Source organism: Hyalangium gracile, assembly GCF_020103725.1.
Classification (GTDB): Bacteria; Myxococcota; Myxococcia; order Myxococcales; family Myxococcaceae; genus Hyalangium; species Hyalangium gracile.
In genome coordinates, this window is sequence record NZ_JAHXBG010000013.1 from 222,222 (window position 1) to 245,765 (window position 23,544).

Consider the following 23,544-nt stretch of genomic DNA (forward strand, 5'->3'; position numbering starts at 1 on the left):
GAGGCTTTCACGGACGATGGGTGGCGATGATGCGCAGCTCGGACAGGGCGGACGAGGGCGTCACGCGCGACCAGGCCTGCGCCAGCATCAACGTCCCGAAGCGGAGCAACGAGTTGCGTGCAGCCACCAGCCGCCTGGTGCGCGTGGTGCCCCAGGCGCTGTCCAGCCGGGCGAACGTCTTCGCCAGCGCCACGTCACTGACGCGGTTGGCATCCCAGCGCTCGTGGAAGGAGACCCGCGACAGCTCGAAGCCCACCTGGCGCAGCAGCACCGCCAGGCCCTGCTCGCTGAAGTGGTGCAGGTGGATGAGCGGCGGCTGCGCCCACGTCCACGCGCTGCCCAGCTTCTCGTAGCCCTCGCCCAGCCCGTTGGGGACGACCAGCACCAGCGTGCCCCCAGGCTTGAGGAAGCGGTGCATCAGCTCCACCGTGCCCGCCGGATCCGGCGAGTGCTCCAGCACGTGGAACGACACCACCGTGTCGTAGGAGCCGGGCGCCGGCGGACGGCCCGCGCCGAGCACCGGATCATACGTCTCCGACTGGTAGCCCAGCAGCCGGGCCGCGGCCGAGAAGTAGCCCTGCCCACCACCGAAATCGAGGATGCGCTTGCCCAGCGGGATGCGCTCGCGGCGCAGCTCCAGCAGCCGCTGCATGCTGTCCAGGAACTTGGCCGGGTAATGGTCGGCGTACCACTGATAGGCGAACGTGGCGTAGACCTGATCGAGCACCTTCGGCGTCGGCAGCGGGAACGTCGACATCGTCCGGCAGTCGGCGCAGCGCACCAGGGTGTACGTCTCCCCGAAGAGCGTCCACCGCTCCTCGAAGTTGACGTTGGCGCAGGGGCCAGAGCAGGCCGGGCAGCGCACCGGAGACTCCCGCACGCTCTCCGCGCCGCGCGCGCTCATCTCGCGGATGCGCTCGGCGTTGAGGCGGGGAAGGCGCACCACCGGGGAGGGCTCGGCGCCCTCCTGACCCGGCAGGCGCTTGGCTGGACTCTGTGAATTCATGTCATCACTCCCGAATGTCGCCCGGCCCATGCGCGGAGGACGTCTGGCACGTCCGCGACCGAATCGCAAATGCCGATGACGCCGCCCCGCTCGGACAGCGTGCGAGCAGTGTCTTGTCCCTTACCAGTCCGGACCAACAGCGCGCTGATGCCCGCCCGTCGAGCGCACTCCAGGTCCGTATGCTGATCTCCCACCAGCACCGAGCGCTCATCCAGCGCCAGCCCGAGCTCCCGCGCCGCGCGCACCAGCATGCCGGGGCGTGGCTTGCGGCAGTCGCAGTCCTGCCGCCACTCGGGCAGCGGGGCCTCGGGGTGGTGCGGGCACATGTACAGGCCGGCCAGTCTGGCGTCCTCCCGACCCAGTTGCGCGCGGAGCTCCGCGTGGATCTCCTCGAGCCCGGCCGGGCTCACCATCCCGCGCGCCACGGCGGACTGGTTGGTGACGACCACCACCGGGTATCCCAGCGCGTGGATGCGCCGGACGGCGGCACCCGCGCCCGGAAACAGGCGCAGATCCGCTACGCGGGTCAAATAGCCGAGCTCATCGACGAGGACGCCATCCCGGTCGAGGAAGACGGCTGGCGTGCCGACACTCACGCCTGATCGACCAGCTCCGCCAGCGTATGGAGGATGAGGATGTGTCCCTCCTGGATGCGCGGCGTGTCCTTGGAGGGGACGATGAGGCTCACTTCGCACAGGGCCGCCATCTTGCCGCCCTGGCCGCCCGTGAGGCCGATCACCCGCGCATCCCGGCTGCGGGCCGCCTCGATGCCGCGCAGCACGTTGGGCGAGTTGCCGCTGGTGCTGATGCCGATGACGACGTCGCCCGGCTGCACCCAGGCCTCGACCTGGCGCTCGAAGACCCGCTCATAGCCGTAGTCGTTGCCCACGGCCGTCATGGTGGAGCTGTTGACGGTGAAGGCCTGACCCGGCAGGCCCGGCCGCTCCTTGAGGTAGCGGCCGACCAGCTCGGCGATGAAGTGCTCGGCGTCCGAGGCCGAGCCGCCGTTGCCAAAGGCATACACGCGCTTGCCCGAGGCCAGTGCGGTGCGAAGGAGCGTTCCCGCCTGGGCGATCCGCTCGTCGAGTTCAGGTGTGAAGCTGGAGAGGGCCTCGATGCACTCGCGGCGCCGACGGCGAACGAGCGCAAGGGACTCCTCAAGAGACGGCAAAGCCACGGAAAACCCCCTAAAGCGGCGCGCAACCTAGCCCAGGCCCCGCTTGGATGTCCAGACACAGACCCTTACCGGACCTGATCGATCATCTCCAGAGGCAGAGGGTGACGCTCACCTGGATGCCTGTCCCCCGACAGCAGGTGTAAACGTACATATAAGGAGGCGGGGCGGCCTACTTGCGACGGGGTGTCCGGGGGCGAGACGCCTCGAGTCGCGCCAGTCGCTCGGTGACTTCCCTGCGCCAGGCGGCCTGGGTGCGCGCGCTCTCCCGCTGCTGCTCGTAGATGAGCGCCAGCGAGTCCAGGATGGCCTCGTTGAACTCCACCTGCTTGCGCAGCACCTCGTTGATGAACGGCTGGAAGGCCAGCCGGAAGGCGCGCTTGGCCAGCACCAGGGCCGGGCCCACCACGGGGCGGTGGGACGTTGCCGGCTCCGCGTAGCGCGAGTCCTTCTTCTGGCGCGGAGTCTCCAGCAGCGGCGGCCACTGCGCCTCGGTGGGCGCGCGCTCGGTCCGATCCAGCGTGGCCCGCAGGGACTCGCGTGCCTCGGGGGTGGGGGAGGGGAGCCGCTCCGTCGCGGCCGCCACCGTCGCGGCGAGCGCCGGGTCCGTGAAGAGTTCGTCAGCGCGCATGGGTGACTCCTGGGCGGCGCAGGGGCTCCACCAGCCGGCGGACGGCCGCTTCCACCTCGCCGGCATCGTAAGGGATGAGCCGCTCGCCCAGGGACCGGGCCTCGGCTGGCACGGACGCCGTGGCCTCGTGCACCGCCCACGCGCGTGCCTGCACGTGGGGCAGCACGCTTCGCGCCACGCCTGTCCCCACATCGAGGAACACCGCGCTCGCGCTCGAGGTCCGCACGGCCAGCTCCAGCGACGCGGAGCCCGGCAGCGGCGTGCCCGCGCTTGGCGCTCCAGACAGCGGCTGATCCGGGCTGAAGTGCCAGACGGCGGTGCCGCCCTCCTGCTCCACGCGAGGGCTGACGGAGCGCAGGGGAGTGGCACTCAGCGTGAGCACGCGAGCCTCGGGAAGCTGCTCCGCCAGCCTTCGCGCCAGCAGGGACGCGGGAGCCCGTGGGTGGCTGGCATAGCCCGGGCACACGAGCTCGACTCGCGCGGAGGAGGGAGGCTTCGCCGGCGGAGCCAGCGTGCCTTCGAGCAGGGGACGCAAGCCCTCCCGGAGCTGCTCGGCCACGGCTTGCTGCCCGAGCGAGGCGAGCCGCTCCCGCTGCCCTTCGATGACCTTCTGTCGCAGCTTCGGCTCCCGCTCCAGCACCGCGAGCAGCTGCGCCACCTCCATCGGCTCCCTCGTCCGCGTGGCCAGCCCGGCTCCGCCCATCGTCTCGGGCACCGCCGCCGCGCCATACGCCACCACTGGCACTCCGCGCTCCATGGCCTCCAGCAGCGGCACGCCGAAGCCCTCGTGTCGGCTCATCGAGAGGTACGCCGTGGCCACCGCGTAGCAGGCCGAGAGCTGCGCGGCGCTCACCCGGCCCAGCAGGTGGACACGCTCCGCTCCCAGCAGCTCCTTCACCCCGTGCAGGTACGTCCCGTAGGGCGTCTCCCGGTTGAGGTAGCCCGCGATCAGCAGCCGGCTGCGCGGCTGGTAGAGCCGCTGGTACGCCGCGAAGACGCGCATCACGTCGTCGATGCGCTTGCTCGGCACGGCCCGCCCCACGAAGAGGATGTTCGCGCAGCCGTCGTCGAACTCCGCCTGGAACGTCGGATCCGGCGGCGCGTGGAAGGCGTTCCAGTCCAGCGCGAAGGGCAGCACCGACACGTGCTCGAAGCCCCCCGCCGTCAGCTCCTCGGCGCTGAAGCGCGAGTAGGCGTACGCCGCCTCCACGTGGGGCCGCAGCGCCAGCAGCTCCTCCCGGGCCGCCTCGCACGCCGCCGCCACCTTCCGGTCGAAGCCCTCGAAGAGCGAGGCCGGCGTCACGTTGTGGTACACGAGCGCCTTGCGCCCGGGCCCCCGCGCAATGAGCGGCACCTGCCGCGACTCGAAGCTGTGGTGGATGAGCAGCACCGAGTCCTCGTCCGCCTCTCGCGGCCACGTCTCGGCCGGCCGGACCTGCTCGCTGCACTCGGCGTCCCACTGATCCGCGTAGATCTCCGAGGCGTAGCCCCAGCTCCGCAGGAGCGCCTGGAGGTAGCGCACCTGATTGCCCACCGCGTCACCCCAGGCGAGCCTGGGCAACAGCTGGTGGACGGCCCGGGCGGCCGATGGTCCGCTGGCACGCCTGCTTTTCCGACGCATCACGATGGGTGCGCCTCTACCCTCGGAGCGCCGCTCGCACAAGGTAACCTTGACGTGACGGAGCCGATCCGATACCCAGGCCAAATCCCTTGATTTCTCAGAGTAAGTCGAAATGAACGTCCTGATTACGGGGGGTTGCGGGTTCATCGGCTCCAACCTCGTGAAGTACATCCGCAAGCACCGCCCGGAGTGGAAGGTCGTCAACCTCGACAAGCTCACGTACGCGGGCAACCTCGAGAACCTCTCGGAGCTGGAGGGCGACCCCAAGCACGTCTTCGTGCGCGGCGACATCGGCAACCCGGAGCTCGTCGAGCACCTGATGGCGCAGCACTCCATCGACGCCATCATGCACCTGGCCGCCGAGAGCCACGTGGATCGCTCCATCCTCGGCCCCGAGGTCTTCGTCGCCACCAACGTGCTGGGCACCCAGCGGCTGCTCGAGGCGGCTCGCTCGCGCGGCCTCAAGCGCTTCCTCATGGTGTCCACCGACGAGGTGTACGGCTCGCTCGGGCCCACCGGCCTGTTCACCGAGAAGTCTCCGCTCCAGCCGTCCAGCCCCTACTCGGCGTCGAAGACGAGCTCGGATCTCATCGCGCTCGCCTACCACCACACCTTCGGGATGGACGTCGTCGTCACCCGCTGCTCGAACAACTACGGGCGCTACCAGTTCCCCGAGAAGCTGATTCCCCTCATGGTCGTCAATGCGCTGCACGACAAGCCGCTGCCCGTCTACGGCGACGGCGGCAACGTGCGCGACTGGCTCCACGTGGATGACCACTGCTCCGCGCTCGTCACCGCGCTGGAGAAGGGCAAGGCCGGCGAGGTCTACAACATCGGCGGCAACTCGGAGCGCAAGAACATCGACATCGTCAAGGCCATCCTCGGCCTGGTCGGCAAGCCCGAGTCCCTCATCAAGTTCGTCAAGGACCGGCCCGGCCACGATCGCCGCTACGCCATCGATCCTTCGAAGATCCGGGCGGAGCTGGGCTGGGCGCCCTCGCAGACCTTCGAGCAGGGCCTGGCCGAGACGGTGAAGTGGTACGTGGACAACTCCTCCTGGTGGGAGCGCGTCACGAGCGGCGCCTACCGTCAGTACTTCGAGACCCAGTACCGCGCCCGCCTCAAGGGCTAGCACCGGCCGGAGCACGCACATGCGCTTCCTCGTCACGGGTTCCAACGGGCTGGTCGGCAGCCGCGTCTGCGAGCAGCTGGTGCAGGCCGGACATGAGGTGGTGGGGCTCGGCAGGGGAGGCAAGCGCACTGGCGGCGCGTACCGCTACGTGCCCGTCGAGCTCACGCTCGAGGCGGATGTGCTCACCGCCATCGAGGCCGCCTCGCCCGAGGTGATCATCCACCCCGCCTCCATGACGGAGGTGGATGCCTGCGAGAAGAACCCGGAGCAGGCCTACGCCGCCAACGTCACCGCCGTGGCCGCCGTGGCCAAGGGCGCGCGCCGCGTGGGGGCGCACCTGGTCCACGTCTCCACGGACTACGTCTTCGACGGCGACCACGGCCCCTACGACGAGGAGGCCCTGCCCAACCCGCGCGGCGTCTACGCCATCACCAAGCACATGGGCGAGCAGGCCGCGCGCGTCTTCGCTCCCGGCTGCGCGATTGCCCGCACGGCGGTGGTGTATGGCTGGCCCGCCGCGGGCCGCCCCAACTTCGGCGCGTGGCTGGTGGGCGCGCTCGAGAAGAAGCAGCCCATCAAGCTCTTCGAGGATCAGTTCGTCTCGCCCAGCTTCGCCGACAGCGTCGCGGCGATGCTGGTGGAGCTGGGCGCTCGCAAGCTGGGCGGCATCTGGAACACCTGCGGCGGAGAGGTGGTCGATCGCGTCACCTTCGGCCGCGCGCTGTGCGAGGTGTTCGGCTTCGATGCGAGCGCCATCACGCCCTCGAAGCTGGCGGACCTCAAGCTGCCCAGCCCCCGGCCGCTGCGCAGCGGGCTGAAGGTGGACAAGGTCCAGTCCCAGCTCGCGGCCAAGCCCCTGTCCCTGTCCGAGTCGCTCGCTCGGTTCCATGCGGCGTGGAAGGCTGGAACCACGCCCCCTCGAGGTGGATGATGAAAGGCATTGTTCTCGCCGGCGGTTCCGGCACGCGCCTGTACCCGCTGACTCGCGTCGTCAGCAAGCAGCTGCTGCCCATCTACGACAAGCCGATGATCTACTACCCGGTCACCACGCTGATGCTGGCGGGTATCCGGGAGATCCTCATCATCTCCACGCCCACGGACCTGCCGCGCTTCCGGGAGCTGCTCGGCAGTGGCGAGCAGTGGGGCGTCCGCTTCGAGTACGCCGAGCAGCCGCGCCCCGAGGGCCTGGCGCAGGCGTTCATCATCGGCAAGCCGTTCGTGGGCCAGGACAACTCCTGCCTCATCCTGGGCGACAACATCTTCTACGGCCACGGCCTGAGCGACATGGTGCAGCGCGCGGCGAAGCAGCCGAACGGCGCCACCGTGTTCGGCTACTACGTGAAGGATCCCGAGCGCTACGGCGTGGTGGAGATGGACGCCAACAACCGCGCGCTGAGCATCGAGGAGAAGCCGGCGCAGCCCAAGTCCAACTACGCCGTCACCGGGCTGTACTTCTACGACAACCAGGTGCTCGACATCGCCGCCAACCTCAAGCCGTCCAAGCGCGGCGAGCTCGAGATCACCGACGTGAATGCCGAGTACCTGCGGCGCGGCCAGCTCCAGGTGGAGGTGATGGGCCGCGGCTACGCGTGGCTGGACACCGGCACCCACGAGTCGCTCATGCAGGCCTCCAACTTCATCCAGATCATCGAGCAGCGGCAGGGCCTCAAGGTGGCCTGCCCCGAGGAGATCGCCTACCGCATGGGCTACATCAACCCGGCCCAATTGGCGGCGCTCGCCGAGCCGATGAAGAAGAACGAGTACGGCCAGTACCTGCTGGCGCTGCTCGGGCCCAAGGGGGCGGTGTCGTGAAGGTCATCCCCACCGAGATTCCCGGCGTCCTCATCCTCGAGCCCAAGGTCTTCGGTGACGAGCGCGGCTTCTTCCTGGAGACGTTCCACGCGAAGCGCTACGCGGACGCCGGCATCCCCGGGCCCTTCGTGCAGGACAACTACTCGCGCTCCGTGAAGGGCACCCTGCGCGGGCTCCACTTCCAGGAGCCCCAGCCCCAGGGCAAGCTCGTCCAGGTGGTGGCCGGCGCCGTCTACGACGTGGCGGTGGACATCCGGAAGGGCTCGCCCACGTTCGGCAAGTGGGTCGGCGTGGAGCTGTCCTCGGAGAACAAGCGCCAGTTCTGGGTGCCGCCGGGCTTCGCCCACGGCTTCTGCGTCCTCTCCGAGTCCGCTGACTTCCAGTACAAGTGCACCGCGCTCTACGCCCCCGAGCATGAGCGCGCCATCATCTGGAATGATCCGGACCTGGCCATCCCGTGGCCCATCTCCGGCGCGCCCAAGCTGTCCGCCAAGGACGCCGCCGCTCCGCGCCTGAAGGATGCTCCCGTCCTCCCTGTGTACGCGGGGTGAGGCGGTGTAGGAGGAGGTATTTCTCCTGCTTCCAGAGGTGAATGGACAGGAGGCCCGGAAGCAACTCCGGGGGGGTATTTCGCTATAATCCTGGGCAAGGAATTCACTCGTACAGGAGTTTTACATGTCTCGTGTTGGAGACGCCTCGACTCGCCCCGCCCCGCAGCCCACGCCGACGACCCGTCCCACTCCGACGGCTCGCCCCGCGCCGACGCCGCAGCCCACCCCGACCGCGCGTCCCACGCCTCCGGCTCCCCAGCAGACGGGTCACAGCTCCGCGTCGGAGTTCCTCCAGTCGGCGTTCACCGTGGCCAACAACGTGGCCAACGGCATCCAGGTGCCCTCCGGCCTCGCGGGCCTCAATCCGACCACGGCTCCGGGCCTGTCGCTGGGGCTCAACCGGCTCAATGGCGTGGGCTCGCTCGCCGCCATTCCGCTCTCCGGCATCACCGCGGCCCAGCACATCAGCGCCGCCGTCGCCAACCCCAACCAGAGCACCATCGCCCAGGCGACGGGCTCGACGATCAACGTTCCGCGCAACATCGCCGCGGGCGCGGGCGCGCTGTTCGGCGCCGCCAATGCGCGCACCTACCGCGATGCCTTCCGCGCCGCCGAGGGCGCCTTCCGCACCGCGGCTCCCGCCGCCTCCCAGCGCGCGCTGAGCGCCGCCTCGCACGCCGCCGCCCGCTCCTCGCTGGATGCCGTCACCTCGGGCATCCGCTCCGGCGCCACCCAGCTCGTCAACAGCAACGGCGTTCGCGCCGCCGAGAGCGCCATCTCCTCCGCCGTGAGGAGCAGCTCGGATGATGCGATCCGGACCATCATGGGCACCGGCACCCGCGCCGCCGCCCGTGCCGAGCTTCGGACCGCGGCTGCTGGCGCGGCCCGTGCGGCCACCAGCGCCGCGGCCCACTCCGGCGCCAGCGCCCTGGGCCGTGCGGCCGCCCGCTTCGCCCCCGGCGTCAACGTGGCCGTCGCCGCGATGGACGTGGGCATCTTCGCCGCCACCATGGCCAACCCCGAGTCCTCCACGACGGCCCGGGTGACCAGCGGCATCACCGCGCTGGGCTCCATCGCCGCGGCCACCAACATCCCCGTGCTCAGCCAGGCGGGCGCCGCCGTCTCCGTGGTCTCCAGCTTCGTGGGCGGCCTGTTCGGCTGAGCCCCTGACAGTCACCTCTGAAGGGGTCCTCGAGGCCCGTGGCACTGCCACGGGCCTTTTGCTTTGCTAGGGCTCGCTCACTGCAGCGGAGATGCCTCCCTCATGCCCAAGAAGCCGGATTCGCGCCCCGCCACCTCGCTGGCGGAGGCCAACATGCGAAGGAAGGTGGAGCAGAGCACCCTGGTCCGCGCGCTCTCCTCCGAGAGTGTGGAGCTGCCCAAGGTGAAGCCGCCCTCGCTGGAGGGGCTCGAGGTGACGGTGCCGCGCGCGCCGGACATCACCGAGCAGGCGCTGCTGGAGCGCTTCCATGAGCTGCGCCGCGAGCACGCCACGCGCCGTCAGCGCGCGGTGGGCGAGCCGGTGGCCGAGGGGGATCTGGTGGTGGTGGACGTGCTCGCCTTCGCCTTCGGCAAGCTCATTCCCTTCAGCATCCGCAGTGACTTCCGCACCGAGCTGGCGCCGATCCCCGCGCTGCCCGGCTTCCTCGAGGGGCTGGTGGGGCACAAGGTCGGCGAGCAGGTGCGGGTGCCGGTGAAGCTCCCGGCGAGCTACCCCGCCGAGTGGCTGCGCGGCGTGGAGGCGCAGTTCGTGGTGGACCTCAAGCAGGCCTGGCAGTTGACGCTGCCGGAGGAGGAGAGCCCCGAGTTCCTCGCCCGCCTGGGCCGAGGCAAGACGCTGGAGGAGGTGATGGGCTCCATCGCCTCGGAGCTGGAGGAGGAGCTCATCGACTCGCTGTGGATCGAAGCCGAGCAGCGGGTGCTGGATGAGGTGGCCGAGCGCACCCAGGTGGAGCTGCCCGCCTCGCTCATCGATGAGGAGATCCGCAGGCTGTGGGGCAGGACCGAGGGCCGCATCCTCGCGCTCAGGGGCCTGCCAACGGCCGATCAGGAGGCGCTGCTCCAGAGCTGGCTCTCGGACCCGGGCCAGCGCCTGGAGGCCGAGCGGCGGCTGCGCGTCTCGTTGGGGCTCGGCGCCCTCATCGAGAGCCAGGGGCTGAAGCTGGAGGAGGCGCAGATCCACGGGCTGCTGGAGCGCGTGGCGCCGCAGCTGGGGATGAAGCGGGAAGAGGTGCTGCAGGCGCTGAAGACGGACCGCGCCGTGGCCCGGACGGTGGCGGAGACGGCCCTGCACCTGCACGCGGTGGAGTACGTGATGGAGCGTGCCCGTATCCATTTCGAGGGGGCCGAGGAGGGCCGGGCCCAGCTCGGCAAGCGCTGATGGGGCTGGCCGAGGCCCTCATCTTCCGGGGCTGGCCGAGGCCCGAGCGCCCCGAGCGGCTGGTGCTGGACCTGACCCGGCCGAGCCTCTGTGGCATCCAGCTCGGCGCTCCCGCCCACCGCGTGCGGGAGCTGCTGGGGGCGCCTGCCTCGTGGCGGGAGAAGCGCCGGGGGTGTTGGGCCTATCCCCGCTGGGGCCTGCGCCTGGATGTGCCGGCGGACCGGGAGGTGTCCTCCTTCTGCATCGCGCTGGGACAGCCCGAGCGGGGGCTCACGGCCTCTCGGCTGCCCTGGCAGTCCTTCGCCGGGCAGCTCGTCCTGCCGGGGCAGAATGTGTCTTCCTCGGGGGTGACGCGCGCGGACTTCGAGCGGGCCTTCTCGAAGCCGGACGAGACCGAGGAGCTGCTGGGCGACACTCTGCTCACCTGGAGGCGGCAGGGGTGGCTGCTGGAGGTCGCCTTCCACCCGGAAGCCGGGCCGCTGTACGTGGACGTCGAGCAGGGGGAGTGACGGTTGAAGGGCCGAGCCAGTCGCTCCTCTGCTCGCCTGCTCAGGTAGCGCCCCATCGAGCGCCACCCTCCCAAGCGCCGCCAGCCCGGGAGTAAGTGCGCATCCTCCCTCCGGGACACTGTCGAGGAGGCGGAATGGTTCTCCCGGGCAAGGGAATGGGTTGGAAGGAGTTCTTCAAGACGCTGAAGAACGAGTACACGCGGGACAAGGTGGGCGACGTCGCGGGAGCGCTGACCTTCTTCGGAGTGCTGGCGATCTTCCCGTTCATGCTCTTCCTCGTCTCGCTGGCCAGCGTGATCATCGATCCCGCTCAGGCTCAGGTGCTGATCAAGGAACTGTCCCAGGTGGCGCCCAAGGAGGTCGTGTCGATCCTGGGTGAGCGCATCCAGGCGCTGGCTGTCAGCAACAACGTGGGGCTGTTGACGGTGGGCGGGCTCGGCGCCGTCTGGGCCGCGTCGGGCGGCATGGTGGCGCTGATGACCGCGCTCAACACCGTCTACGGTGTCGAGGAGACGCGGCCGTTCTGGAAGGTGCGCGGCACCGCCATCCTGGTGACGCTGGTGACGGCCTTGTTCTCCATCATCGCCGCGGCGGTGGCGGTGGCCACTCCCCCCCTGGCCGAGAAGCTCGGTGGGCCTTTCCCCACGCTGGTGACGTGGCTGCGCCTGCCCGTGGCGGGGCTGATGATGATGTTCCTCTGGGCGCTGCTCTATTTCGCCCTGCCGGATGTGAAGCAGCGCTTCCGGTTCATCACTCCGGGCTCCGTGGTGGGCGTCGTCATCTGGGTGATCGCCTCGTGGGGCTTCTCGGTGTACGTGGCCAACTTCGGCAAGTACGACGCGAACTATGGCGCCATCGGCGGCGTCATCGTCATGCTGCTGTGGATGTGGATCTCCGCGCAGGTCATCCTGCTGGGCGCGGAGATCAACGCGATCATCGAGCACCGCTCTCCCGAGGGGAAGTCGCCCGGCCAGAAGGTGCCGGGGCAGGGCGGCGTCCCGGTGGCGGCGACCAAGACCGAGGTGGAGAACGGCGGCGCCCGGCTGCCCGGCGCCACGGACTTCCGGCCCACGCCGCCCGAGCCCGCGCAGCCTCCGTCGCTTCGCAGCACTCCGCTGGCGGCCGCCGCGAAGTGGGCGGCTGGCTTCGGCCTGGGCATCTTCCTGCTGCGCCGCGGCACCCGGTCCTCGTGACCTGAGTGCCACTCCTTCCCGGCCTTTTCCGGGGAGGAGCGCGGTTTGCCGCGCCAGAGAACGGGCTGCTAGCGTTCGGTCCCTATGGCCAGGATCACTCCACAGGGACCGAACTCTCAGCCCAGGACTCAGGCGCCGAAGGACGAGCCGGTGCGCAACACGGTGGTCGCGCCCTCGTCCGGTCCGGGCTCGAGTGTCGCGGTCGGTGCCTCCGCCCCGAGCAGCTTCGAGGCCGCCACGTCCTCACCGGTGGATGCGAAGCTCTCCCAGCTGCGCGGGTGGATGAACGGCCACACCGACCGGGGTGAGGAGAAGCAGATCCTGGAGATGCTCCGCGCGGCGCCCGCCGGAGAGCTCAACCAGATGTTGTGCCGCCTGTCCCGCAATGAGCTGCATGCGCTCATGGGGGACATGGACAACCACCTGCTCGGGCCCCAGAACCACGATGCCTTCGTCTCGCTCCTGTCCAAGGAGCGCCTGGGCGAGCTGAGCATCGACAGCCGGGCCAGGGTCATCGACGCCCTGCAGCGCCATGCCACCGGCTCCAAGGACGAGGCGGCGGTGCGCGACATCTTCCTGGGCACCCAGGGCGCCGCGCTGACCGCGCTCAAGAATGCCGTCGACGCGGGCGGCGACTACCACGATCTGCAGCAGCTGGTGTTCCACGACATCGACAATGCGGGCATTCGCTCGCAGCTGCTCGAGCACTTCCGCAGCCAGGCCCAGCCCACCGGCCAGGTGAAGGTGCTGAGCGACATCGACGACACCTTCTACGCCAACCTCAAGGATGACCGGTACCCGGGCAAGACGGTGTACCCCGGCGTGAAGGCGTTCTACTCGGAGCTCGACAAGGGAGCGGGGCCCACGGCTGATCGCGAGGGCGATCTCACCTTCATCTCCGCGCGGCCCTACGATCGCGCTGGCTTCGCGGAAGGCCTCACCCGCGCGATGCTGGACGAGAACGGCCTGCGCGACGCGACGGTGCTCTCGGGGGACTTCCTGCACCTCATCGGGAACTCGAACATCGCCGACAAGAAGTTCGACAACTGGCAGGAGTACCGACAGCTCTTCCCCGAGTACAAGAGCGTCTTCATCGGCGACAGCGGTCAGGGTGACGCCATCTTCGGAGCGAAGGCGGTGGCCACGGCGCCCTCGGACATGAAGGCCGTCTTCATCCACAACGTCACGAACATGAGCGCCGACGAGCGCAAGGCGATGGCCGACAAGGGCGTCTTCATCTTCGACACGTACGTGGGCGCGGCCACCGAGGCCTTCCGGCGAGGGCTCATCACCCGCGAGGGCCTGGAGCGCGTGGCCGCTGCTACGTCCCGGGAGCTCGACGCGGTGCCCTTCGAGTCGTTCGAGCAGCACGCGGCGCGCAGGACCGAGCTGGAGCGAGATCTGGCCGAGATGCGCGCGGTGCTGGGCAAGTCCGCCTGAGTCACTGGACTCCTTGCGCCGTGGAAGGGCCCACGACGCAAGGGCTGGATCAGCGCGCTCCCGTCAGCCGGAGACGTCCACCTGGAAGTTGGCCGAGCCCAGCTCCGTGCCGTCCGGGCCTACCACCTTCACCGTCCACGCGCCCGAGTCCCCCGCGCGGAACGTCTTGTACGCGTGCGTCCGGTAGGGGTTGCGCGGGACCTTCAGCTCCACCTTCGACGCGTCCTTGCCCTCCTTCTGCCAGAGCACCGTCACCTTGTCGTTCTCGATGCCGGACACCTTCGTGCCCGCGTAGAGCTTCGTCTCGGGCGACACCTTGAAGGTGTCCGACGCGCCCATCACTTCGTACTTCTCGATGGCGGTGCCGACCTTCACGTCGGCCTTGCCCGCCGCGAGCGCGGCGGTGCTGATCAGCAGGCAGGGCAGTAGAAACTTCCAGGAAGTGTGGGACATGACGTCTCCTTGGGTGAGGAGCAGGCACGCTACCACCGTCCACTGACGGGCAGCAGGCAGGGGGCCCACTCGCCAGGGTCTTCCGGGAGGCCCGCGCCCTTCGCTAACGTCCGCCGTGAGTCGATGTGGCAGAGGCTCGATCGGAACCCATGCCTACCTCACCCTCGGAGCTCGTGCAGGCCTTCGTCGCGGGTGCCGGCCGCTCGTGCCCCACGGGCAAGGAGGAGCTCCTCGGACAGCTCCTCTCCGAGGCCGTGGCCCGCAGCCAGCAAGCCTGGTCCGAGGTCCGTATTCCCCCCGAGGACTTCGCGCGCCACCTCGGGAAGTGTCTCCCTGCGGGCGCCCAGCTCGAGCCCGGCCTGCGCGCCATGCACTGCGAGGATCTCTATCTGGCGCTGGCGGGGCTGGAGGGTGACCGCTCCGCGCTCGAGGCCATCGATCGCACCGCGCTCGCTCCCGCCGAGCGTGCCGTGCGGCGCGTGGATGCGGCGGATGCCTTCGTCGATGAGGTGATGCAGCTCACCCGCCTGCGGCTCCTCGTGGGCGAGGATCGCAAGGGGCCTCGGCTGAGTGAGTATGCCGGCAAGGGCCCGCTGCGGCGGTGGGCGGAGGCTGTCGCGGTTGGCGTCGCCGTGTCGCTCAAGCGCCGCCCGGAGCACACCACGCCCCTGGATGACGCGATGCTCGAGTCGGGCCTCGGAGCCTCCGATCCGGAGCTCGCGATGATGCAGCAGCGCTACCGGCCCTCCTTCCGCGCCGCCTTCGCCGAGGCGCTCGCCTCCCTCTCGGTGCGCGATCGCAACCTCCTGCGCCTCAGCCTCGCCCAGGGGCTGGGTGTCGAGGCCCTGGGCTCGCTCCACCATGTGCACGCCTCCACCATCTCGCGCTGGCTCGCCAAGGCTCGCGCGGAGCTGCTCGAGGGAACTCGCGCGGGCCTGGCCCGGCGGCTGGCGCTGAACACCGCCCAGCTCGACAGCCTCCTGCGTGTCCTCGATGGGCACCTCGAGGTGAGCCTCTCCTCCTTGTTCAAGGAAAACTGAGTCCCATGTCCCAGTCTCCCGCCTCCGCCTGTCTCGACGAGGTCGAGCTGCTCGATCTGGCCGACGGAGTCCCTTCTCCCGAGCTGCGCGAGCGCGCCGAGGCCCACCTCGACAGCTGCGCCCACTGCCGTGAGCAGCTCGCGGGCTTCCTGCGAGCTCGGGCCCCCGCCGTGGAACCCGGGAACACCGACCCCACCATGGCTGCCACGACCGTGCTGCGCGGTGACCGATCATCCGAGACCCGGATGCCCGAGCTCGCCCGCGGCACGCTGCTCGGGCGCTATGTCGTCCTCGATCGCCTCGGAGCTGGCGGCATGGGCGTCGTCTATGCCGCGTATGATCCGAGCATCGATCGGCGCATCGTGCTGAAGCTGCTCCTCACGAGCGCTGGCTCCGTCGGCTCCGTCGAGCGGCACATGCGGGAAGCCCAGGCCGCCGCGCGCACCCAGCACCCCAACGTCGTCGCCGTGCATGACGTGGGCACCTTCGAGGACCGGGTCTTCATCGCCATGGAGTTGGTGGATGGAGGCACGCTCCGCCAGCACCTGGCCGCCACTCGCCCGGACTGGCGTGAGGTTGTCCGCCTGTACCTCGAGGCCGGCCGAGGCCTGGCCGCCGCTCATGCCGCGGGCGTCATCCACCGCGACTTCAAGCCGGACAATGTCCTGGTGGACCGCGCGGGGCGCGTCCGCGTGACGGACTTCGGGCTGGCCCGCATGGCCGCTCCAGCGCTCCCGCCTCCGGCGCCCGCTGACGGTCCTTCATCCGAGCCCGCCCAGGCTCCGGCGGAGCAGGGGAAGGTGGCGCAGACGGCCGTGGCTGGGACACCGGGCTACATCGCTCCCGAGGTGTTCAAGGGCACACCGGCGGATGCTCGCTCGGACCAGTACAGCTTCTGCGTCTCGCTGTACGAGGGGCTCTTCGGGTCAAGGCCGTCTCAGGAAGGGGCCCGAGCTCCAGTGGGCCGCTCGTCCGTGCCCCGCGCGGTGCAGGCCATCGTCACCCGAGGACTCGCCGAGGCGCCCGAGGCCCGGCATGCCTCCATGGAGGCGCTCCTCGAAGCCCTGGATCGAGCCGCGTTTCCACGGGCTCGGCGCAGGGTGCTCGTGGCGGCCGGCGTCGGTCTGGTCGTGGTGGCCGCGGCGGTGGTCTCCCTCCGCAAGCCCGCTGCGTGCGCGGATGCCTCTCCGCGACTGGCCGACGTCTGGAGCGCCGCGCGCAAGGAAGCGCTCCTGCGGGCCTTCACCGCGACGGGCGCGCCCACCGCCGTCTCCCTGCACGCGGCGACGGGCCGGGTGCTCGATGCCTATGCCCAGGCCTGGGTGGGCGCCCACCGGGATGCCTGCGAGGCCACCCGCGTGCGCGGCGAGCAGTCGGAGGCCGCGCTGGATCTGCGGATGCGCTGCCTCGACCGTCGCCGCCGTGAGCTCGGCGCGCTCACGGACGTGCTCCTCTCGGCCGACAAGGCCGCGGTGCTCCGGGCTCCCGAAGCGGCGCAGGCCCTCAGCCCGCTCTCCGCGTGCGCGGACGTCGAGGCGCTCGCGCAGCCGGTGCCGCCTCCCGAGCGCCCCGAGCTGGCGCCTCGGGTGGAAGTGGCCTTCGGCAAGCTCGCGGACGCTCGGGCGCGCTTGAACGCCGCCCAGTGGAAGCAGGCCGCGGAGCGCGCCGCCGCCGTGGCCGCCGAGGCCGAGTCGCTGGGCTACAAGCCCCTGCTGGGCGAGGCGCTGCTCGTCGAGGGCATGGCCTACAAGGATCTCCGCGACGACAAGAACGCCACCTCCCGCCTGCGCCGCGCGGCGCTGGCCTCGCTGGCGGGCCGCGACGACAAGCACGCCATCGAGGCGCTGGTGCACCAGATCCACGTCGAGGGCGAGATTGCCCAGCGCCCGGAGCAGGTGGAGGCCCTGACGGAGCAGGTGAACGCGCTCCTGGAGCGCACGGGCGGCGACACCCTCCTGGAGTCGCTGCTGCTGCGCTACCGGGGCACCGCGCTGTCCCGGCAGGGGCGCTATGCCGAAGGGCTGCCGCTCCTGCAGAAGGCGCTCTCGCTGCAGGAGCAGCTGTACGGCAAGGACGGCGTCGAGCTCCACGGCGTGCTCAACACCCTGGGGGATACCCTCAAGGGGTTGGAACGCCTGGACGAGGCGCTCGCGCTCCAGCGCCGGGCGCAGGCCCTCCTCGAGGCTGCCTATGGCCCCGAGCACCCGCGCGTGGCGCTCGTGCTCAACAACCAGGGCACGACGCTGGTCGCGCTCAAGCGCTACGACGAGGCGCTCGCCTCCCAGGAGAAGGCCCTCGCGCTGCTCGAGCGGGCGCACGGCCCTGGCGAGCCGGTGGGCTACGTCGTCCCCATGCTCAGCAACATCGGCGCCAATCACTACAGCCTCGAGCACTACGAGGAGGCGGAGCGCTTCCTCGGGCGGGCGCTGGAGCTGGCGCGCAAGAACCTGCCCCCGGGACACCCCACGCGGGTGGTGCTGAGCAGCAACGTGGCCCAGCTGCTCCTCGATCGGGGGCGCCCAGAGGAGGCCATGGCGCTGCTGCGCGAGAGCGAGGCCGAGCAGCAGGCCGCGTCGGCGGAGGGCCGGCGCAGCATGTGGTTCGCCAGGACGTTCGCCGCTCAGGGAGAGGTGCTGCTGCGCACCGGGCAGTTCGAGCGCGCCGTCGAGGCGGCACGCAAGTCACTGGAGCTGCTCCGCGAGCTGGGCGCCGAGTCCGGAAGGGCGGGGACGCTCCCGATCCTGGCCCAGGCGCTCCTGGGCACCGGTCGTCTCCCGGAGGCACAGCGCGCCGCTCAGGAGGCGATCGACCTCCATTCACGCCTCTCAGGTCCTGGAGGGAAGGCGTCGCCCGAGTCACTGCAGGTGCTCGGAGAGGTGCTGCTGGCGCGTGGAGATGCCGGGGGAGCGCGCAAGCACCTCGAGGAGGCCCTCGCGAGCTGGGAGAAGTCCGAGGCCACGCCGCTCACCATGGCCGCCGCCCGCTTCAGCCTGGCCAGGGCCCTGCGCCAGGCCCGGACCGAGCCCGAGCGGGCCCGGTCGCTGGCCACCGCGGCGCGAGAGGCCCTGGCCCCCACGCCCGAGCCCCGACGCGCCCCGCTCGCCGATATCGACGCGTTCCTGCGCGCCCGGGACTAGCGCCGGCGCATCGTCGTGTCGGACGCGTGCTTCTCGAGGAACTCGCTGAAGGGCCCGTTGTAGTCGACCACCTCGCTACCATCCCCCTTCAGCGACCAGATGCGCGTGGCCACCTCGGAGATCAGCTCCTGGTCGTGCGTCACCACGATGACCGTGCCCTCGAACTTCTTGAGGCCCTCGGCCAGCGCGCTGATGGACTCCAGGTCCAGGTGGTTGGTGGGCTCGTCGAGCACCAGCACGTTGTCCTGCGTCAGCATCAGCTTGCACAAGAGCAGCCGCACCGTCTCACCACCCGACAGGGTGTTGGTCGGCTTCATCCGCTCCTCGCCCGAGAAGAGCATCCGCCCCAGCACGCCGGAGATCTCCTCGTTGGTGAGCTTCACGTTGATGTCGCGCAGCCACTCGAACGCCGTGCTGTCCTTGCGGATCGTCCCGTGGTGGTCCTGCGGCAGGTAGCCCATGCTCGCCTGGTGGCCCCACTGGATGCTCCCGCCGTCCGGCTCAAGCTGCCCCGCGATCATCTTCACCAGCGTGGACTTACCCACGCCGTTACGGCCGATGACGCAGATCTTCTCGCCCTTCACCACCAGCGACTTGAACGGCTTGATGACGGGCACCCCGTCGAACGACTTGTGGATGCCCTCGATCATCAGCGTCTGCTTGCCGCTGGGCGCCTTCTGATCGAAGCGGATGAACGGCCGCGCGATGTTCGAGCGCTTCAGGTCGTCCGTGCGCAGCTTCTCGATCTGCTTGATGCGGCTCTGCACCTGCGAGGCGCGCGTACCGGCGTGGAACCGCGCCACGAAGTCCTGCAGCTGGGCGATCTTCTTCTTCTTCTCGCTGACTTCCGACTCGACGCGGCTGCGCACCTGGGCCTTCTGGTGCACCATGTCGTCATAGCCGCCCGTGTACTGGATGATCGTCTCGTAGTCGATGTCCGCGATGTGCGTGCAGATCTCGTTCAGGAAGTGCCGGTCGTGGCTGATGGTGATCAGCACGCCCTGGTACTCCTTCAGGAAGTTCTCCAGCCAGCGGATGGACTCGATGTCCAGGTTGTTGGTGGGCTCGTCCAGCAGCAGGCCCTCGGGCTTGCCGAACAGCGCCTGCGCCAGCAGCACTCGCAGCTTCAGGCCGCCGGTGAGCTGCCGCATCGGGCCCTCGTGGAACTTCTCCTCGATGCCCAGGCCCACCAGCAGCGTCGCCGCGTCGCTCTCCGCGACGTAGCCGTCCTCCTCGGCGATGACGCCCTCCAGCTCGCCCAGCCGGTTGCCGTCCTCCTCGGTGATGTCCGCCTTGGCCAGCAGCGTGTTCTTCTCGTGCATGGCCTCCCACAGGGCCTTGTTCCCCATGAGCACCACGTCCAGCACCCGCGTGTCCTCGTAGCGGAAGTGGTCCTGGCGGAGGATGCCCAGCCGCTTCGGCCGGGACAGCGTGCCCATGTCCGCCTCCTCGTCCCCCGCGAGGATCTTCATGAAGGTGGACTTGCCCGCCCCGTTGGGGCCGGTGAGACCGTAGCGGCGACCCGGGGCGAACGAGACGTTCACCTCCTCGAAGAGCTTCTTGGGTCCGTAGGCCTTGGAGACGTTGATGACGTTGAACATGGCGCGCGATTAGCACCGCGAAGGGCGCGGTGTGGAGACCTTTTAACGCGTTGCCTCAGGCGTTCATGCCCCCGGTGCGGGCAGGCCCCCCCGGTTCCCGCCCGGCGCCCATGTGGGATGGGGCCCTCCGCCCCCTGGCCTGCCCGGCTGGCGGACGGGGGGAGGGGCGCTCACATCGTCCGGGTGAAGCGGCGGCGCCACAGGTATAAGGCCCCCCAATGGCTGTCCGCTTCGAGCTCCTCTCCACCGATCCCACCGGGGCCCGCGCCGGGGTGCTGCACACCCGCCGAGGCTCGTTCCCCACCCCCATGTTCATGCCGGTGGCCACCCACGCCGCCTTCCGCCACCTGGGCATGGAGGAGGTGTGGGATACGGGGGCCCGCATCCTCCTGGCCAACACCTACCACCTCATGCTCAGGCCCGGCGCAGAGGTGTTCCGCAAGTTCGGCGGCATCCACCCCTTCATGAAGTGGGACGGGGCGGTGCTGACGGACTCCGGCGGCTTCCAGATCTTCTCGCTGCCCGAGGATCGCCACATCGAGGAGAAGGGCGCGCACTTCCGCAGCTTCTACGACAACAGCCGGCAGCTGCTCAGCCCCGAGTCCAGCATCGCCATGCAGCAGGCGATCAACTCGGAGATCATGATGGTGCTGGACGTGTGCATCGACTCGCGCACGGACGAGGCCGGCACCCGCGAGGCCATGGAGCGCACCCACCGCTGGGCCCTGCGCAGCCTGGCCGCCAAGGAGAAGTCGTCCACCGGCCAGGCCCTCTTCGCCATCGTCCAGGGCGGGGTGCACTCCCGGCTCCGGGACGAGAGCGCCGCCTTCCTCACCCCGCACCCCTTCGACGGCTTCGCCATCGGCGGGCTCGCGGTGGGCGAGACGAAGGAGGAGCGCGAGACGATGACGGCCCGCGTGACGGCCTCGCTGCCCACGGACAAGCCGCGCTACCTGATGGGCGTGGGCACCCCCATGGATCTGGTCGAGGCGGTGATGCGCGGCGTGGACATGTTCGACTGCATCATCCCCACGAAGATGGCGCAGCAGGGCTACGCCTACACCTTCCAGGGCCTGGTCCGGATTACCCGCATGGTGCACCGGCTGGACGACTCGCCGCTGGATCCCGCCTGTGACTGCCTCATCTGCAAGCGCTACACGCGCGGCTACCTGCAGCACCTGATGCGCGGCAAGCACCACCTGGGCTCGCGGATGCTCTCCATCCACAACGTGCGCCACTATCAGCTGCTCATGGGCCGGCTGCGCGAGGCCATCCTCCGCGGCTCCTATGCCCAGGTGTACTCCGAGCTGAAGGCCACCATCTCCCCGCCGAAGGAGCTGCGCGGGGAGGTCTCGCCCGACACCGTCACGCTGAAGGAAGTGGGCTGACCTGTTCCAGGGACGCCCGGTCCGGTGCAAGCACCGGGTGGGGAGGGGCCCGTGTCGGGCCAGCGCGCCGCCAACTGGTATGCTTGTCATACCAGTTCGCAACCGGTCCGGCCGATAGGCCTCGGTCCGGTCCAGGGGCTCCGCTCCGCGCCTTCACTTCCGGAGCTTGTCGAGCCAGTGCTTTGCCTTCTGGTGCGTCTCGTCGGTGTCGGGCGTGAGCTTCATCACCTCTTGGAACAGCGGGATGCTCTTCTTCGGCTCGCTGTCCTCGAGCGCGTACGCCTGGAGGTAGACGTCCTTCGCTGCCTCGGCCGCCTTGTAGAGCCCTGGGGGAGACGGGTGGAGGCTGACGGTTCAGCTCCTCGTCCCGTTGCTTGAGCCACCCGGAGAGCTGCAGGGCCACCGCGTTCTCGGGATCGAGGGCGAGCACGTGCCAAGCTGAAGGCCCGGGGCCAGCGCCAGGGCCCCCAAATGATTCGGGCAGGCCCCTGTCCAGGAGCCTGCCCGTTGCTTCCACTTCAGCCCTTCAGAGCTGCCTTACGGGCAGTAGAAGCGCACCATGTAGTCCAGGCACTGCCCGTTGCTCTGGTTGCTGTTCTGGCACGCGCCGCCGCTCAGCGTGCAGCTGTACACCTGGCCCGTCTGGTTCCAGAGCACGCCGCCCGTGGTGCGGCACTCGATGGCCGTCGGGTTGGAGCAGGCCTGGCCCGCGGCCAGGAAGTCCGACAGCGTCTCGTAGTCACCCACGCCGCCCGGGGCATCGCGGTTCAGCCACGGCGTCCAGCCCACCACCTTCACGCCGCGCGTGGTGGTCTGGTTGAGGGTGCGGCCATGCGTGTCGCTCTGGGCCGTCAGGGAGAGCGTCTTCGTCCCAGGAGCCGCCCAGGCGTGGCTGCTCGCGTTCCATGCGTGGGCCGCGCCGTTGAAGGTCGTCGTGGAGGCATCACCCCAGTCGAACCGGTAGCCCATCTGATCGCTGTACGGCCAGCAGGGGCGCATCCGCGCGCTGTAGGCCGTGCTGGTGCCCACCGTGGTGGACGCCGGGCCGCTCGTCATCGGACGCAGCGCGCTCGAGCCGATCAGATCCCAGAACTTGATGTGGCGCCGCGGGGTGCTCCACAGGTTGTTCCACTGCGTCGGCGAGTTGCCGAAGGCCCGCGCCTCGCCCGTCAGGTAGAGCTGCCAGTCCAGATCGAAGGTGAGGGCGCTGACCGTCTCGTTGGCGCCGTTCTGATCCGCGTCGCCGCAGGCGTTGCCGTAGTAGCCCCACAAGTCACCGCGCAGGTAGGGACGCACGCCGATCTGCGCGTAGGCCAGCCACTCGTCATAGAGGTAGGCGCGCACCGCCACCTGGACCCAGACGTTGGGGTACACGCGGCCCGAGACGCTGCCGGTGAGCGTGTTCTGCGTGTTGCCGCCCAGGTTGTAGCTGGAGCTGCCCGAGCACCCGCTGAGCGTGCACGTGTAGTTGAAGGAGCCCGTCGCCGTTTGCGAGCCGTTGTAGGTGAGGTTGCCCGTCACCGAGGCCTGCACGTCCATGCCCAGGTTGATGGGCAGGTTGAAGCCGATGTACACCGGCACCGGCCCGATCCAGAAGGACAGCGAGCCCAGGCTCGGCTTGGCGATCTGCGTCTGCCAGGCCCAGTTGTAGCTGAGGTTGCCGTTGACGTTGGCGCCGTACGCCACGCTCGCGTTGCCCCACACGTGGGCGTGGTTGAACTTCGCGCCGTACGGCACGCACCACCACAGCACCTTCTTGCGCTTGATGGCGAACTGCACCTCGCCCGTGGCCGAGCCCGACAGGTTGCCCGAGGCCGACAGGCTGCCCGAGAAGCCACCGCCGAGGTTGCCGGACCAGTTGAGCGGCGTGTTGATGTTCAGCGACTTGGAGCGGGTGTGGATCTGATCCGAGCACGAGCCGAACTGGGTGTAGCCGTTGCGCTCGATGCCGCTCGACTTCTCATCGGGCGGAACCTCGTCGGCCGGCTGGGCCAGCTCCTTCAGGGCCGGCGTCAGGAAGCCCTGCTTCTCGGAGATGTCGATCTCCTCGAGGATGCGCTGGTTGAGGGTGAAGACGTCCGTCTCCTCCCTCGCGTCCGCGATCAGCTCCTCCCTCACGCCGCCGGCCAGCGGCGCCTCGTAGAGGCCCTTCGGCGTGAGCGTGAAGACCTTCTCCTCGTAGGGCTGGTACGTCTTGGTCCGCTCGTCCAGCGCCGTGCCCTTGATGTGCTTGAGCTGCCAGCCGTTGCCCTCCTCGAGGATGACCTCCTCGTACTTGGGCTCCTCCTCGGGGGGCGGCTCCTGCTGGGCCATGGCGCTGCCGCTCAGCAGCGCCACCGAGGCCAGCGCCGGCGTCAGCACGCCGCGCAGGAACTTCATGGTGAAGGGATGCTTCAGCTTTTTCATGTGAGGCTCCACGGTGTCCATGACCGGGGGAAATCCCCCGGTGTTGGGGTCGTCATCGACACGCGACACC

General features: G+C 69.6%; 20 protein-coding genes. 12 read left to right on the forward strand and 8 right to left on the reverse strand.

Going from position 1 to position 23,544, the window contains the following annotated elements; all coding sequences use genetic code 11:
* Window positions 1-7: 7 nt before the first annotated feature.
* From KY572_RS26345 to KY572_RS26365, 5 genes are all read right to left on the reverse strand, one after another.
* Window positions 8-1,006 (reverse strand): class I SAM-dependent methyltransferase, encoded by a 999-nt coding sequence (locus KY572_RS26345; RefSeq protein ID WP_224245722.1) that lies wholly within the window; start codon window positions 1,004-1,006, stop codon window positions 8-10.
* A complete protein-coding gene (locus tag KY572_RS26350; protein ID WP_224245723.1) occupies window positions 1,003-1,602 on the reverse strand; it encodes a D-glycero-alpha-D-manno-heptose-1,7-bisphosphate 7-phosphatase in 600 nt (199 codons plus the stop codon). The genes KY572_RS26345 and KY572_RS26350 overlap by 4 nt, the downstream gene beginning before the upstream one ends.
* Window positions 1,599-2,183, reverse strand: coding sequence for a D-sedoheptulose-7-phosphate isomerase (locus KY572_RS26355; RefSeq protein ID WP_224245724.1), 585 nt, complete (start codon window positions 2,181-2,183; stop codon window positions 1,599-1,601). Before KY572_RS26355 ends, KY572_RS26350 begins: the two co-directional genes overlap by 4 nt.
* A gap of 169 nt (window positions 2,184-2,352) precedes the next feature.
* Window positions 2,353-2,811, reverse strand: a complete 459-nt coding sequence (locus tag KY572_RS26360; protein WP_224245725.1) for a hypothetical protein — start codon at window positions 2,809-2,811, stop codon at window positions 2,353-2,355.
* Window positions 2,801-4,432: a glycosyltransferase gene (locus tag KY572_RS26365; protein WP_224245788.1), complete on the reverse strand. Its 1,632-nt coding sequence runs from the start codon at window positions 4,430-4,432 to the stop codon at window positions 2,801-2,803. The genes KY572_RS26360 and KY572_RS26365 overlap by 11 nt, the downstream gene beginning before the upstream one ends.
* A 112-nt stretch (window positions 4,433-4,544) precedes the next feature.
* Here KY572_RS26365 and rfbB point away from each other — a divergent pair, with 112 nt between their 5' ends.
* The 9 genes from rfbB (at window position 4,545) to KY572_RS26410 (ending at window position 13,449) form a co-directional block, all read left to right on the forward strand.
* A complete protein-coding gene (gene rfbB, locus KY572_RS26370) occupies window positions 4,545-5,564 on the forward strand; it encodes a dTDP-glucose 4,6-dehydratase (protein WP_224245726.1) in 1,020 nt (339 codons plus the stop codon).
* Between the two features lie 19 nt (window positions 5,565-5,583).
* Window positions 5,584-6,495, forward strand: coding sequence for an SDR family oxidoreductase (locus KY572_RS26375; RefSeq protein WP_224245727.1), 912 nt, complete (start codon window positions 5,584-5,586; stop codon window positions 6,493-6,495).
* On the forward strand, window positions 6,495-7,376 hold the full coding sequence (gene rfbA / locus KY572_RS26380) for a glucose-1-phosphate thymidylyltransferase RfbA (protein WP_224245789.1): 882 nt from the start codon (window positions 6,495-6,497) through the stop codon (window positions 7,374-7,376). Before KY572_RS26375 ends, rfbA begins: the two co-directional genes overlap by 1 nt.
* Window positions 7,373-7,927 carry a dTDP-4-dehydrorhamnose 3,5-epimerase gene (gene rfbC / locus KY572_RS26385; RefSeq protein ID WP_224245728.1) on the forward strand — a complete coding sequence of 185 codons (555 nt, stop codon included), beginning with the start codon at window positions 7,373-7,375 and terminating at the stop codon, window positions 7,925-7,927. The genes rfbA and rfbC overlap by 4 nt, the downstream gene beginning before the upstream one ends.
* A 124-nt stretch (window positions 7,928-8,051) precedes the next feature.
* Complete coding sequence (locus tag KY572_RS26390; RefSeq protein ID WP_224245729.1) at window positions 8,052-9,089, forward strand: hypothetical protein; 1,038 nt, start codon at window positions 8,052-8,054, stop codon at window positions 9,087-9,089.
* A gap of 102 nt (window positions 9,090-9,191) precedes the next feature.
* A complete protein-coding gene (locus tag KY572_RS26395) occupies window positions 9,192-10,307 on the forward strand; it encodes a trigger factor (protein WP_224245730.1) in 1,116 nt (371 codons plus the stop codon).
* Window positions 10,307-10,816: a hypothetical protein gene (locus KY572_RS26400; protein WP_224245731.1), complete on the forward strand. Its 510-nt coding sequence runs from the start codon at window positions 10,307-10,309 to the stop codon at window positions 10,814-10,816. The genes KY572_RS26395 and KY572_RS26400 overlap by 1 nt, the downstream gene beginning before the upstream one ends.
* Window positions 10,817-10,950: 134 nt before the next feature.
* Window positions 10,951-12,009 carry a YihY/virulence factor BrkB family protein gene (locus KY572_RS26405; protein ID WP_224245732.1) on the forward strand — a complete coding sequence of 353 codons (1,059 nt, stop codon included), beginning with the start codon at window positions 10,951-10,953 and terminating at the stop codon, window positions 12,007-12,009.
* Window positions 12,010-12,159: 150 nt separating this feature from the next.
* Entirely contained in the window at window positions 12,160-13,449 is a 1,290-nt protein-coding gene (locus KY572_RS26410; RefSeq protein ID WP_224245733.1) for a phosphatase domain-containing protein, read from the forward strand.
* 63 nt (window positions 13,450-13,512) lie between these two features.
* Here the strand turns inward: KY572_RS26410 and KY572_RS26415 are convergent, their stop codons facing one another.
* Complete coding sequence (locus KY572_RS26415; protein WP_224245734.1) at window positions 13,513-13,902, reverse strand: DUF2914 domain-containing protein; 390 nt, start codon at window positions 13,900-13,902, stop codon at window positions 13,513-13,515.
* A gap of 149 nt (window positions 13,903-14,051) precedes the next feature.
* Here KY572_RS26415 and KY572_RS26420 point away from each other — a divergent pair, with 149 nt between their 5' ends.
* Entirely contained in the window at window positions 14,052-14,942 is an 891-nt protein-coding gene (locus KY572_RS26420) for a transcriptional regulator (RefSeq protein WP_224245735.1), read from the forward strand.
* Window positions 14,943-14,947: 5 nt separating this feature from the next.
* Window positions 14,948-18,079, forward strand: a complete 3,132-nt coding sequence (locus KY572_RS26425; RefSeq protein WP_224245736.1) for a serine/threonine-protein kinase — start codon at window positions 14,948-14,950, stop codon at window positions 18,077-18,079.
* Here the strand turns inward: KY572_RS26425 and KY572_RS26430 are convergent.
* A complete protein-coding gene (locus KY572_RS26430) occupies window positions 18,076-19,680 on the reverse strand; it encodes an ABC-F family ATP-binding cassette domain-containing protein (protein WP_224245737.1) in 1,605 nt (534 codons plus the stop codon). The two genes, KY572_RS26425 and KY572_RS26430, sit on opposite strands and share 4 nt — an antisense overlap.
* Window positions 19,681-19,898: 218 nt before the next feature.
* Between KY572_RS26430 and tgt the strand changes: the two genes are divergently transcribed.
* Window positions 19,899-21,068: a tRNA guanosine(34) transglycosylase Tgt gene (tgt, locus tag KY572_RS26435; protein ID WP_224245738.1), complete on the forward strand. Its 1,170-nt coding sequence runs from the start codon at window positions 19,899-19,901 to the stop codon at window positions 21,066-21,068.
* 537 nt (window positions 21,069-21,605) lie between these two features.
* Here tgt and KY572_RS26440 read toward each other — a convergent pair.
* Window positions 21,606-23,474: a hypothetical protein gene (locus KY572_RS26440; RefSeq protein WP_224245739.1), complete on the reverse strand. Its 1,869-nt coding sequence runs from the start codon at window positions 23,472-23,474 to the stop codon at window positions 21,606-21,608.
* Window positions 23,475-23,544 lie beyond the last annotated feature (70 nt).